The sequence below is a fragment of the Microcella sp. genome (assembly GCF_025808395.1).
In the GTDB taxonomy this organism is placed as follows: Bacteria; Actinomycetota; Actinomycetes; order Actinomycetales; family Microbacteriaceae; genus Microcella.
Map to the genome: position 1 here is coordinate 821,063 of NZ_CP075524.1, position 13,289 is coordinate 834,351.

General features: G+C 67.2%; 9 protein-coding genes. 3 read left to right on the plus strand and 6 right to left on the minus strand.

The features are described from left to right. The first annotated feature begins 35 nt into the window (after positions 1-35). Positions 36-1,973: a Stk1 family PASTA domain-containing Ser/Thr kinase gene (gene pknB, locus KIT89_RS04030; RefSeq protein WP_297603297.1), complete on the plus strand. Its 1,938-nt coding sequence runs from the start codon at positions 36-38 to the stop codon at positions 1,971-1,973. On the opposite strand, the gene KIT89_RS04035 is transcribed toward pknB, so the two are convergent. The 3 genes from KIT89_RS04035 to KIT89_RS04045 all read right to left on the minus strand — a co-directional run bounded on the left by KIT89_RS04035 (position 1,970) and on the right by KIT89_RS04045 (position 5,090). Then, complete coding sequence (locus KIT89_RS04035; RefSeq protein ID WP_297603298.1) at positions 1,970-3,340, minus strand: class II 3-deoxy-7-phosphoheptulonate synthase; 1,371 nt, start codon at positions 3,338-3,340, stop codon at positions 1,970-1,972. The genes pknB and KIT89_RS04035 overlap by 4 nt on opposite strands. A 65-nt stretch (positions 3,341-3,405) precedes the next feature. Next, positions 3,406-4,095 carry a 1-acyl-sn-glycerol-3-phosphate acyltransferase gene (locus tag KIT89_RS04040; RefSeq protein WP_297603300.1) on the minus strand — a complete coding sequence of 230 codons (690 nt, stop codon included), beginning with the start codon at positions 4,093-4,095 and terminating at the stop codon, positions 3,406-3,408. Between the two features lie 44 nt (positions 4,096-4,139). Further along, positions 4,140-5,090 carry an ROK family glucokinase gene (locus KIT89_RS04045; RefSeq protein ID WP_297603301.1) on the minus strand — a complete coding sequence of 317 codons (951 nt, stop codon included), beginning with the start codon at positions 5,088-5,090 and terminating at the stop codon, positions 4,140-4,142. Between the two features lie 105 nt (positions 5,091-5,195). Between KIT89_RS04045 and KIT89_RS04050 the strand changes: the two genes are divergently transcribed. After that, on the plus strand, positions 5,196-7,019 hold the full coding sequence (locus tag KIT89_RS04050; protein ID WP_297603302.1) for a long-chain fatty acid--CoA ligase: 1,824 nt from the start codon (positions 5,196-5,198) through the stop codon (positions 7,017-7,019). Positions 7,020-7,034: 15 nt separating this feature from the next. Here KIT89_RS04050 and def read toward each other — a convergent pair whose 3' ends face one another. From def to KIT89_RS04065, 3 genes are all read right to left on the minus strand, one after another. Continuing rightward, complete coding sequence (def, locus tag KIT89_RS04055; protein ID WP_297603303.1) at positions 7,035-7,544, minus strand: peptide deformylase; 510 nt, start codon at positions 7,542-7,544, stop codon at positions 7,035-7,037. 6 nt (positions 7,545-7,550) lie between these two features. Then, a complete protein-coding gene (locus tag KIT89_RS04060; RefSeq protein WP_297603304.1) occupies positions 7,551-8,885 on the minus strand; it encodes a MinD/ParA family protein in 1,335 nt (444 codons plus the stop codon). Between the two features lie 87 nt (positions 8,886-8,972). Continuing rightward, entirely contained in the window at positions 8,973-12,371 is a 3,399-nt protein-coding gene (locus KIT89_RS04065) for a pyruvate carboxylase (RefSeq protein ID WP_297603305.1), read from the minus strand. A 112-nt stretch (positions 12,372-12,483) separates the two neighbouring features. Here KIT89_RS04065 and KIT89_RS04070 point away from each other — a divergent pair, with 112 nt between their 5' ends. Beyond that, complete coding sequence (locus KIT89_RS04070) at positions 12,484-13,287, plus strand: ParA family protein (protein WP_297603306.1); 804 nt, start codon at positions 12,484-12,486, stop codon at positions 13,285-13,287. The last annotated feature ends 2 nt before the right edge of the window (positions 13,288-13,289 follow it).

Consider the following 13,289-nt stretch of genomic DNA (forward strand, 5'->3'; position numbering starts at 1 on the left):
TCGATGCTCAGCGACGTCGACCTAGACTCGCAAGGGTGAGCACCTCGACGACCGATCCCCTCATCGGCCGACTGATCGACGGCCGCTACCACGTGCGCTCGCGCATCGCGCGCGGTGGGATGGCCACCGTCTACCTCGCCACCGATCAACGACTCGATCGACTCGTCGCCGTGAAGATCATGCACGGGCACCTCGCCGACGACAGCCAATTCAAAGAACGCTTCATTCAAGAGGCACGCTCGGCCGCGCGACTCGCGCACCCCAACGTGGTGAACGTCTTCGATCAGGGGCAAGACGCCGAATCTGCCTACCTCGTCATGGAGTACCTGCCGGGCATCACGCTGCGCGAGCTGCTGCACGAATACGGTGCGCTCACGCCCGAGCAGACGATGGACATCACCGAGGCCGTGCTGGCGGGCCTCGCCGCCGCACACCGAGCCGGCATCGTGCATCGCGATCTGAAGCCCGAGAACGTGCTGCTCGCCGATGACGGCCGCATCAAGATCGGCGATTTCGGCCTCGCCCGTGCCGCGAGCGCCAACACCGCCACCGGCAAGGCCCTGCTCGGCACCATCGCCTACCTCTCGCCAGAACTCGTGACTCGAGGCATCGCCGACACCCGCAGCGACATCTACGCCGTCGGCATCATGATGTTCGAGATGCTCACCGGCGAGCAGCCCTACAAGGGCGAGCAGCCTATGCAGATCGCCTACCAGCACGCCAACGACACCGTGCCGGCCCCGAGCTCTCTCAACCCTCACGTGCCCGCCGAGTGGGACGAGCTCGTGCGGTGGGCCACAGCGCGAGAGCCTCACGATCGACCCGCTGACGCCCGAGCGCTGCTCGATCAGCTGAGTGAGACGGGTCGGTCGCTGCAGACTGCTCTGCCGGCAGCCGAGACGCAGCGCACCATGCTGCTCACCTCGCCGATTCCGACACTGCCGCCCACCGGCGAGACCCAGGTGCTCGGCACCCGCGGCAGCACCGATACCGCACCCGCCGCGTCATCCACCGCAGAGCTGACGCGCCGTGGATCATCGAACCGTCGTCGCGGCTGGCTGCTCTTCGCAGCGGTGCTCGCCCTGGCCGGGCTCGCAGCTGGAGTGGGCTGGTGGTTCGCCGCCGGCCCAGGGTCGACCATCACCATCGCCGACGTTCGCGGCGAGACCATCGACGGGGCGAGGGCCATTCTCGACGAGCAGGGAGCGCTCGTCGCCGATGCGCTCGGTGAGCGCTACGACCTCGAGGTCGAACCGGGGCGCGTCGTCGGCACCGACCCCCAGGCCGGTGAGACGATCGATCGCGAGACCCCCGTAACTATCATCGTGTCGCTCGGCCCCGAGCCCACGACCGTGCCAGCCGTGCTCGGGCTCGCTGAAGCTGATGCGCGCGCAGAGCTCGTCGCCGCGGGCTTCGTGATCGACGAGAGCATCAGGCAGTTCGATAGCGAGGTTGCCGACGGCTCGGTGATCGCCCTGCTCGATGTCGATCAGATCGCTCTCGAGGCGGGGGCCGACTCGTTCAAGGGCACCACCGTGATGCTCGTCGTCTCGGTCGGGCCCGTTCCCGAGGTGCGAGGGCTCACCGTCGAGGCAGCGCAGGCGGCACTCAGCGCACGCGAGCTGACGGGCATCGTCGGGGGCACGTCAGAGTTCGACAACGACATCGCCATCGGCGACGTGCTGCGCATCGAGGCCACCACCGACGGCCCCCTCCGACCGGGGCAGACGGTGACGATCATCGTCTCGCGGGGGCCAGACCTCGTGGCCGTTCCGAATGTCGTCGGTGAGACCATCGAGAACGGCATCAGGATTCTGCGCGACGCAGGCTTCCGTGTGAACTCCGACGACGTGCGAACCGTCATCCCTCAAGACCGCTGGGGTCAGGGGTTCGCGCGCATCGCGCGCACCGACCCCGCAGGCGGTCAGCAGGCCATCCGCGGGTCGACGATCGTGGTGGTCGGCGAGTTCTAGCTCTGCCCGAGCTCTTCGGCGACCAAGAACGCCAACTCGAGCGACTGCATGTGGTTGAGTCGCGGGTCGCACAACGACTCGTAGCGCGTGGCGAGCGTGTCCTCGTCGATGTGCTCTGACCCGCCCAGGCACTCGGTGACGTCGTCGCCCGTGAGCTCGACGTGAATGCCGCCAGGGTGTGTTCCGACGGCACGGTGCGCCTCGAAGAAGCCCTTCACCTCGTCGACGACGTCGTCGAAACGCCGCGTCTTGTAGCCGTTCGGGGTCGTCAGCCCGTTGCCGTGCATCGGGTCGGTCACCCACAGGGGGTTCGCATCGAAGCGCGTGATCGCCTCGAGCAACGGCGGAAGAGCATCCCGAATCTTGCCCGCCCCCATGCGCGTGATGAAGGTCAATCGGCCCGGTTCGCGGTCGGGGTCGAGCACATCGATGAGGCGCTCCATGTCGTCAGGCGTCGTCGACGGTCCCAGCTTGACCCCGATCGGGTTGCGGATGCGCTTGAAGAAGTCGACGTGCGCACCGTCGAGCTCGCGCGTGCGCTCGCCGATCCAGAGAAAGTGCGCACTCGTGTTGTACGGCGTGCCCGTGCGCGAGTCGATGCGCGTCATCGGGCGCTCGTACTCCATGAGCAGGCCCTCGTGGCTGCTGTAGAACTCGACCCGCTTGAGCTCGTCGAAGTCAGCCCCCGCGGCCTCCATGAACTTGACCGCGCGGTCGATCTCTTTCGCGAGACCCTCGTAGCGCTGATTGGCGGGATTCGCCGCGAACCCCTTGTTCCAGCTGTGCACCATGCGAAGGTCGGCGAACCCGCCCTGCGTGAAGGCGCGAATGAGGTTCAGCGTCGAGGCGGCCGTGTGGTAGCCGCGCACGATGCGCCTCGGGTCAGGATTGCGCGACTCTGGGGTGAAGTCGTACCCGTTGACGATGTCGCCGCGGTAGGCAGGCAGCGTGACGTCGCCACGGGTCTCGGTGTCGCTCGATCGCGGCTTGGCGAACTGGCCCGCCATGCGACCCATCTTGATCACCGGCATCGAGGCTCCGTAGGTGAGCACGACGGCCATCTGCAGAATCGTCTTCACACGGTTTCTGATCTGGTCGGCCGTGGCACCGGCGAAGGTCTCAGCGCAGTCTCCGCCCTGCAGCAGAAACGCCTCGCCGCGAGCCGCTCGCGCCAGTCGATCGCGCAGCATGTCGACCTCGCCGGCGAACACCAGCGGGGGCATCGTCGAGAGCTCGGCCGCGGCGGCCGCCGCCTCGGTCGCGTCTGGCCACGGCGGCTGCTGCTTGATGGGGAGAGTGCGCCAGTGATCGAGGCCCGCGATGACTGCGGGGTCGGCGTGCACAACAGTTTCGAAGGGGTCGACCACTTCTTGACGTCCTTACGGGCGGTGAGACGGGATGCTCGGCACGTACGGTGCCGCGACTTGCCAGCCTAGCGGGCGTTGGCCGGGCGCTTGTCTTTCACGGTCGTCGCGTAGACGTCGAGATACTCTTGGCCGCTCAGCCGACCGAGCTCGTACATGATCTCGTCGGTGATCGAGCGCAGCACGAATCGATCGCTCTCGAGACCGTGGAACCGCGAGAAGTCGAGGGGTTCGCCGAACACCACACCGGGGCGCACGACCTTCGGAATCTTCGTGCCGATCGGCATCACCTTCTCGGTGTCGATCATCGCTACGGGCACGACGGGCGCGCCCGACTCGAGGATCATGCGCGCGACCCCTGTGCGCCCCCGATACATCACGCCGTCGGGGCTGCGCGTGCCTTCTGGGTAGATGCCGAGGGCGTAGCCGTCGGCCAGCACGCGCAGACCGGTGTTGAGCGACGCCTCGCTGGCCTTGCCGCCCGAGCGGTCGATCGGCAGCTGACCGCTCGCCTCGAAGAACATCTTGATGAGCCAGCCTCTGAAGCCCCGCCCGGTGAAGTAGTCGCTCTTGGCGAGAAAGACGACGCGACGGTCGAGCACGAGCGGCAGAAAGACCGAGTCGGTGAACGAGAGGTGGTTGCTGGCGAGGATGACGGCGCCCGTGCGGGGAACGTTCTCGACCCCCCGCACCCATGGCCGGAACGCGGTCAGCAGAATGGGACCGATCACGAGGTTCTTCATGAGCCAGTAGAACACCGGTGCTCCCTTCGACGAGCGCGCATCAGCCTAGCTCGTGCACGTCAGCCGTGCTGGGCCGCGTGCATGCGCGCGAGGTCGGCGGCTCCGACGACGCCAGCATCGTTCACGAGCTCGGCCACGACGAACCGCGGCTCGGGGTGATAGCCACGAGCGGGCAAGTGCGCGAGGTAGGCCTCGCGCACGGGCTCGAGCAGCAGGTCGCCCGCCACCGAGACTCCCCCGCCGAAGACGAAGAGCTCGGGGTCGAGAACAGCGCTCAGGCTCGCGCAGGCCTGGCCGAGCCAGGTGCCGAGCTGCCGCAAGGCGTGCAGGGCTCCCGGGTCGTGCTCGGTGAGCAGCGCAGAGACGATGTCGCCCGTCAGCCCGCCGTGCCGCTCTCGCTCGGCTGCGAGCACCAGGCCGATGCCGCCGGCGTCGGCGATCTCGTTGGCCATGCGCAGCAGAGCGCGACCCGAGCCGTACTGCTCGATGCAGCCTCGGGCGCCGCACCCGCACGGCAGCCCGTCTGGCACGACGCGCAGGTGCCCGAGCTCACCGGCAGTGCCGAAGCCGCCGCGCAGCAGTCGGTCGCCCACGACGATCGCGCCGCCGACGCCCGTGCCGATCGTCAGCATCGTCATGTCGTGGGCGTCGCGCGCCGCGCCGAATCGAAACTCGGCCCAGCCTGCGGCGTTGGCGTCGTTGTCGATCGTGATGTCGAGATCGACGCGTTCACGAAGGCGTTCACGAAACGGCTCGTTGCGCCACGCGATGTTCGGGGCGTAGTAGACGGTCGACTGGGCGGCGTCGATGAATCCCGCCGCTGCGACGCCGGCGGCCACGACGTCGTGACCCTCGCGCAGCGACTCGATCATGCGGACCACCGCGTCGGTGATGGCGCCGGGGTCGCGGGCCGGAGTGGGTTCTCGCAGCTCGGCGACGATCTCTCCGTCGTCGCTCACGAGGGCGCCGGCGATCTTGGTGCCGCCGATGTCGATTCCTATGGAGTGCACGAGGGACGAGTCTAGTGAGGCTCGAGAACGCTGAGTTTGCGCACATTCGACCGCACTAGAGTATGAAGAACCACCCATACCGGTACCGGTACCGAAGGAGTTGCCGTGAAAGAGTTCTTCGTTCCGGCGGTCGTCACCCCCGACCCCACAGCGAACGCCACCGACCTGCTCGTCGAGCGCGTGCGGCTGACGCCGCACGATGCGCTGTTCGCGCTTCCGACTGCCGACGGCGGGTGGTCTGACGTCACCGCTGCCGAGTTCTTGACGCAGGTCACGGCCCTCGCGAAGGGCTTCATGGCGGCGGGCGTGCAGGCCGGCGACAAGATCGGGTTCATGTGCAAGACCCGCTATGAGTGGACCCTCGTCGACTTCGCGACCTGGTTCGCCGGTGCGGTGCTCGTGCCCATCTACGAGACGAGCTCACCCAACCAGATCCAGTACATCCTCGACGACTCCGAAGCCACCCACATGATCGTCGAGACTGCCGAGCACTTCGCGCGGTACGACGAGGTCGCCGGCGATCTGAGCGGCGTGACCCAGGTCTGGCAGATGCATCTCGGCGATCTCGAGAAGCTCGCCGCCGGGGGCGGCGCGATCAGCGACGACGAGCTCGAGTCACGGCGCAGCCAGGCGGTGGGCAGCGACCTCGCCACGCTCATCTACACCTCGGGGTCGACCGGTGTGCCCAAGGGCTGCATTCTGACCCACTCGAACTTCGTCGAACTGTGCCGCAACGCAGCCGTCGCCATGAAGCAGGTCATCGCACCGGGAGCCTCGACGCTGCTGTTCATCACCACCGCTCACGTCTTCGCCCGATTCATCTCGGTGCTCGGAGTGCACACGGGTGTCAAGGTGGGTCACCAGGCCGACACCAAGCAGCTGCTGCCCGCCCTGGGGTCGTTCAAGCCGAGCTTCCTGCTCGCGGTTCCACGAGTCTTCGAGAAGGTCTACAACTCTGCCGAGCAGAAGGCAGAAGCCGGTGGCAAGGGCAAGATCTTCCGCGCCGCGGCTGATGTCGCCGTCGCCCACTCGAAAGCACTCGACGCCGGCTCGGTGCCGCTCGGGCTGAAGCTTCGCTTCGCCCTCTTCGACAGACTCGTGTTCAGCAAGCTCAAGAACGCCATGGGCGGGCGCGTGCAGTATGCGGTGTCGGGGTCTGCTCCCCTGAGCATCCGGCTCGCCCACTTCTTCCGCAGCCTCAACATTCGCATTCTTGAGGGCTACGGTCTCACCGAGACCACGGCCCCAGCATCGGTGAATCTCGTCGACAAGTTCAAGATCGGCACGACGGGCCCTGCACTGCCCGGTGTGGGCATCAAGATCGCCGACGACGGCGAGATTCTCGTGAAGGGCGTCAACGTCTTCGCGGGCTACTGGAAGAAGCCCGAGGCGACCGCCGAGGTCATGGACGGCGAGTGGTTCCGCACCGGCGACATCGGAGACCTCGACGATGAGGGCTACCTGACGATCACGGGCCGCAAGAAAGAGATCATCGTCACCGCCGGGGGCAAGAATGTGGCTCCCGCTGGCCTCGAAGACCCGATCAGGGCGAACCCGATCGTGGGGCAGGTCGTCGTCGTCGGCGACCAGAAGCCGTTCATCTCGGCCCTGATCACCCTCGACAGCGAGATGCTGCCGGTGTGGCTCAACAACAACGGTCTCGATGCGCAGATGTCGCTCACCGAGGCCGCGGCCCACCCGAAGGTGATCGATGAGGTGCAGAGCGCGATCGACGCCGCCAATGCTCGCGTCTCGCGCGCCGAGTCGATTCGCAAGTTCACGATCCTCGCGACCGAGTTCACCGAGTCGAGCGGTCACCTGACCCCGAAGATGAGCATCAAGCGGCACGTGATCACCGAAGACTTCGCCGACGTCATCGAGGGCATGTACTCGGGCACGCCGGAGACCCAGGGAATCTCGCTGCAGTAAAGCTCTCGACCGCGGTCAGGTCGACGTCGGGAGGGCGAACCAGTCTGCCTGCCGGATGGCGCGCATCGCCTCACGCTTGATCTCGGGCTCGAGCCCCTCGATGTAGAGGGTTCCGTCGAGGTGGTCGCACTCGTGCTGCAGGGCCTGCGCCATGAGCCCGTCGCCGCTGAGCTCGACCGGCTTCTGCTCGAGATCGACGCCGACGACGCGCGCCCAGGGGTGCCGCAGCCGAGCAAATCCGAACCCGGGAACCGACAGGCACCCTTCGTCGATCGGCTCTCGCTCTCCGCGCACTTCGACGAGTCTCGGGTTCAGCACGTAGCCGATCTCACCGTCGACGTTGTAGCTGAACGCCCGCAGAGCTACTCCGATCTGCGGCGCGGCAACCCCGGCTCTGCCCGGTTCGGCCACGGTGTCGAGCAAGTCGGCGACCAGTGCAGAGACGTGCGCATCGAATCGGGTGATCTCGTCGGCGGCGCTGCGCAGCACGGGGTCGCCGAAGAAGCGGATCGCTCGAACTGCCATCGTCGACTAGACGCCTCGACGCACGGGCATGCTCTCGGCCACGAGCGCCGCGAGTTCGCGCGCCGCCGACCGCGTGAGCGGCTTCAGCTCGTCCCACGTCACGACTGATCCCGCTGCGAGGTGCTCGTCGTAGGGGATGCGCACGATCTCGCGCACTCGAGACGCGAAGTGGGCTTCGATCTCTTCGAGCTTCACCAGGTTGGTGCCCTGGGTTCCGGTATTGATCGCGACGATGGCGTTGCGCACCAGTTCTCCGTACCCGTTGGCCTCGAGCCAGGTCAGGGTCTCGGAGGCGAGGCGCGCCTCGTCGACGCTGCCCCCCGAGACGATGACGAGCGAGTCGGCTCGCTGTAGCGTCGCACGCATGACCGAGTGAACGATGCCCGTGCCGCAGTCGGTGAGCACGACCGAGTAGTAGCGGGCCGCGAGGTCGGCGACGACGTTGTAGTCGTTCTCGTCGAACGCCTCAGACAGCATCGGGTCGGTATCGGAGGCGAGAATATCGAGGCGCGTCGCGTCGCGTGACACGAGCGTCGTGAAGTCGGTGAAGCCCTGGATGCTCGGCGCACGATTGACGACATCGCGCACGGTCGCGCGAGTCTGCCGCGCGACTCGTTCAGACAGGGTTCCGCGATCGGGGTTCGCGTCGATCGCGATCACGCGATCGTCGCGCACCGAGGCCATCGCCATGCCGAGCAGCGTGGTGACGGTGGTCTTGCCGACGCCGCCCTTGCGCGTCAGCACCGGCACGAACCGGGCTCCCCCTTCGAAGGGCGTCGAGATGCGCGCATCGAGAGCCTTGCGCGCGCGAACGCGGGGAGAGTCGCCGAGGTTGACGAGGTGGAAGGTCACGGCGTAGACGAAGGCGGGCCAGAATCCTTCAGGCGCTGTGCGATTGCGGCGTGGCTCGATGAGCCGATCGGCGGTCAGCATGGCCGCTGACTCGGGACCCTGGTCGGTGCCGTCGAGCACGTCTCGCCGCGAGTAGACCCCTTCGGGCCGCGGCAACGGCGGAATCTCTGCATCACGGTCGTCGTCGTCGTCGTCGTTGCCGGCAGGCGGGGTGGTGACGGCGTGCAGCTCATCACTGGCCAGCTCGATCACCGTCGTGCCCGATTCGAGAACCTGCACCACCGAGGGGTCGATGCCGGTGTCGACGAGCGCGACGGCCTTCTCGTCGTCAGGCTGCTCGTGCACAGGAGCCGGCAGCTCGACCGCGATCGTCATGCTCTCGGGCAGCGCCGACGCGAGATCGGGTTCGGCGATGGGCTCGAGGCCGTCGTCGACCGACGGCGAGGCCACCGCGTCGTCGCTCGACGTTTTCGCACGTTTGACTGCCACGGCAGGTACTCCCCCACAGGTAGACGACTGCTCATTCTAGCCGCCCGGTGCCCAAGCGGCCTCCAGGCCAACGTTCAGGTGCTGCCGCTACTCGATCACGACCAGCAGATCTCCCGCCTCGACCTGCTGAGTCTCGGGTATCGCTCGACGCGCAACCTTTCCGGCGACTGGCGTGGTGATGGCTGCTTCCATCTTCATCGCCTCGATCGTCGCGACGGCGTCACCGGCCTGCACCGTGTCGCCTTCTGCGACCTTCAAGGTCACCACTCCCATGAAGGGTGCGGCGATCTGCCCCGGTTGAGCAGGGTCTGCCTTCTCGGTGCTGACGCTGTCGACGGCGATCGAGCGGTCGCGCACCGTGATGGGCCGCAGTTGGCCGTTGAGGGTGGCCATGACACTGCGCATGCCCTTCTCATCCGGTTCTCCGATGGCCTCGAGGTTGACGAGCAGGCTCACGCCCTGCTCGATCTCGATGGCGTGCTCGACGCCGGTGCGCAGGCCGTAGAGATAGTCGGGTGTCGAGAGCACCGAGAGGTCGCCGTACTGCTCACGGGTCTGCAAGAACTGCTGCGTCGGCTGGGCGAAGAGCAGCTGGTTGAGCATCAGTCGCCGGTCGTCGGTGCTGCCGTTGAGCTTCTGCAGCTGCTCGTCGGTGAGCGGGGTGGTGCCGATCTTGACCGAGCGCCCCGCGAGCACCTTCGTGCGAAATGGCTCGGGCCACCCACCGGGCAGGTCGCCGAGCTCTCCGGCCATGAACCCGATCACCGAGTCGGGAATGTCGTAGTTCTGCGGGTTCTGCTCGAAGTCGGCGGGGTCGGCTCCGGCGGCAGCCATCTGCAGCGCGAGATCGCCGACCACTTTCGACGAGGGCGTCACCTTGGTGGGCCTGCCGAGAATGCGGTTGGCCGCGGCATACCAGTCTTCGATGACCTCGAAGCGGTCGCCGAGGCCGAGTGCGATCGCCTGCTGCCGCAGGTTCGAGAGCTGACCACCCGGAATCTCGTGCGTGTAGACGCGCCCGGTCGGCCCCGGCAGGCCCGACTCGAAGGGCGCGTACGCCTTGCGCACTGCCTCCCAGTACGGCTCGAGTTCGGCGACGGCGGCGAGCCCCAGCCCGGTGTCGCGCTCGGTGTGCTCGAGCGCGGCGACCAGTGCAGACAGCGAGGGCTGCGAGGTCGTGCCTGCCATCGGCGCACTCGCGGCGTCGACCGCGTCGGCGCCGGCTCGAGCGGCAGCGAGCAGCGTGGCGAGCTGACCGCCCGCCGTGTCGTGGGTGTGCACGTGCACCGGCACGTCGAATCGCTCACGCAAGGCGCCGACGAGCACTTCGGCCGCCCCCGCACGCAGCAGCCCAGCCATGTCTTTGATGGCCAGAATGTGCGCACCGGAGTCGACGATCTGCTCGGCGAGCGCGAGGTAGTAGTCGAGCGTGTAGAGCGTCTCAGCGGGGTCGAGCAGGTCGCCCGAATAGCACATGGCCACTTCGGCGACCGCGGTCTCGGCTCGCAGCACAGCATCGATGGCCGGTCGCATCTGGTCGACGTCGTTCAACGCGTCGAAGATGCGAAAGATGTCGACACCGGTCTCGGCAGCCTCGGCGACGAAAGCGTCGGTCACCTCTGTGGGGTACGGCGTGTACCCGACGGTGTTGCGACCCCGCAGCAGCATCTGGATGGCCACATTGGGCAGTGCCTCGCGCATCGCCGCAAGGCGCTGCCAGGGGTCTTCTCCGAGAAAACGCAGAGCCACGTCATACGTCGCCCCTCCCCACGCCTCGACGCTCAGCAGACCGGGAGTCATGCGCGCAACATGCGGCATCACCTGCACCAGGTCGGTCGTGCGCACTCGAGTGGCCAGCAACGACTGGTGGGCATCGCGGAAGGTCGTGTCGGTCACCGCGAGAGCAGTCTGCTCGCGCAGGGCGCGGGCGAAGCCCTCTGGCCCCAGCTCGAGCAGCCGCTGACGAGACCCCGCGGGGGCCGGCGCCTGCAGGTCGAGCTCTGGCAGCTTCAGCGCGGGGTCGATGACCCCGTCGCCTGCGCCGTGCGGCTGGTTCACCGTGACGTCAGCCAGCCAGTTGAGCAGCTTGGTGCCGCGATCTTTCGAGGGGTTCGATCGCACCAGGTGCGGCCGCTCATCGATGAACGCGGTGCTGAGGTCGCCCGCCTGGAACGCGGGGTCGTCGAGCACCGCCTGCAAGAACGGAATGTTCGTCGTCACGCCGCGAATGCGAAACTCGGCGAGGCCGCGGCGCGAACGCGATACGGCGGCGGCGAAGTCTCGGCCCCTGCACGTCATCTTCGCGAGCATCGAGTCGAAGTGGGGCGAGATCTGAGCTCCCGAGGCGATCGTTCCGCCATCGAGCCGAACTCCCGCACCGCCGGGCGAGCGGTAGGTGGTGATCTTGCCCGTGTCTGGCCGAAAGCCGCTCGCAGGGTCTTCTGTCGTGATGCGGCACTGCAGCGCCGCTCCCCTCAAGTGAATCTGATCCTGCCGCAGATTGAGCTCGGCCAGCGACTGACCGAAGGCGATGCGCATCTGCGACTGCACGAGGTCGACGTCGGTGACCTCTTCAGTGACGGTGTGCTCGACCTGGATGCGCGGGTTCATCTCGATGAACACGTGCTGCCCGGCCCGCTCACCCGCAGTGTCGAGCAAGAACTCGACAGTGCCCGCGTTGACGTAGCCGATCGATCGGGCGAAGGCGACAGCATCCCGATACATCGCCTGCCTGACGCCCTCGTCGAGGTTCGGCGCAGGCGCGATCTCGACCACCTTCTGGTGGCGGCGCTGCACCGAGCAGTCCCGCTCGAACAGGTGCACCGTCTCACCGCTCGAATCGGCCAGAATCTGCACCTCGATGTGCCGCGGCCGCACGACCGCCTGCTCGATGAACATCGTCGGGTCGCCGAAGGCGCTGTCGGCCTCGCGCATCGCCGCCTCGAGCGCATCTTTCAGGTCTTCGCGCTTCTCGACGCGACGCATGCCGCGGCCCCCGCCACCGGCCACCGCCTTCGCGAAGATCGGAAAACCGATCTCGTCGGCCGCGTCGAGCAGCACCTGGATGTCGGTCGTCGCCGGGCTCGACTGCAGCACCGGAACCCCCGCCGCGATCGCCCGCTCTTTCGCGGTGACCTTGTTGCCCGCCATCTCGAGCACCGACCGAGGCGGGCCGATGAACGCGATGCCGGCATCGGCGGCCGCCTGCGCCAGGTCGGGGTTCTCACTCAAGAAGCCGTAGCCCGGGTAGATCGCGTCAGCGCCCGCGAGCTTCGCGACACGAATGATCTCGTCGACGTCGAGATACGCGCGAACCGGATGCCCCGGCTCGCCGATCTGGTAGGCCTCATCAGCCTTGAGACGGTGCATCGAGTTGCGGTCTTCGTAGGGGAAGACCGCGACGGTCTTGGCTCCGAGCTCGTAGGCGGCTCGGAAAGCCCTGATCGCGATCTCTCCGCGGTTGGCAACAAGAATCTTGCGAAACATCGTGTCCTCTCGGAATCGGCCCAGGTGGGGGTCGACGACGCTCCGGTGGTGGCGGGCCGAGGTCGGTGCGCATGCGCGCTGTTCCAGACTAGTGAAGGTAGGGTCGTTACTCGTGCACGTACTGAGCATCAGCTCTCTCAAGGGGGGCGTGGGAAAGACGACCGTCACGCTAGGGCTTGCGTCGGCGGCCTTCTCGCGCGGGCTGCGCACGCTCGTGGTCGACCTCGACCCCCAGTCAGACGCCTCGACCGGCATGGATATCCAGGTCGCCGGGCACTTGACCGTCGCCGATGTGCTGGCGGCCCCGAAAGAGCGCACTGTGCGCCAGGCGATCGCGCCGAGCGGGTGGACCCGGGGTCGCCCTGGCACCGTCGACGTCATGATCGGCAGCCCGAGCGCGATCAACTTCGACGGACCGCACCCGAGCATTCGAGAGATCTGGAAGCTCGAAGAGGCGCTCGCCCATGTCGAGAGCGACTACGACCTCGTGCTCGTCGACTGCGCGCCGTCGCTCAACGCCCTCACGCGCACCGCGTGGGCAGCGAGCGATCGAGTCGTGGTCGTCACCGAGCCCGGGCTCTTCTCCGTGGCCGCCGCCGATCGCGCCTTGCGGGCGATCGAAGAGATTCGCCGGGGGCTCTCGCCGCGGCTGCAGCCGCTCGGCATCATCGTGAACCGCGCGCGCGTGCAATCGCTCGAGCACCAATTTCGCATCAAAGAGCTGCGCGACATGTTCGGCCCACTCGTGCTCGCCCCCCAGCTGCCCGAGCGCACCTCACTGCAGCAGGCGCAGGGCGCCGCGAAGCCGCTGCACGTCTGGCCAGGAGACTCGGCTCAAGAGATGGCGCGCAATTTCGATCAGCTGCTCGACCGCATCATGCGCACCGCCAAGATCGGCGAGTACTCGGGCCTCTAGTT

What these genes read in the sequence shown, in the direction of transcription:
- def (WP_297603303.1), bottom strand. Translation starts at nt 7,544, where the DNA reads ATGGCAGTTCGAGCGATCCGCTTCTTCGGCGACCCCGTGCTGCGCAGC.
- KIT89_RS04065 (WP_297603305.1), bottom strand. Translation starts at nt 12,371, where the DNA reads ATGTTTCGCAAGATTCTTGTTGCCAACCGCGGAGAGATCGCGATCAGG.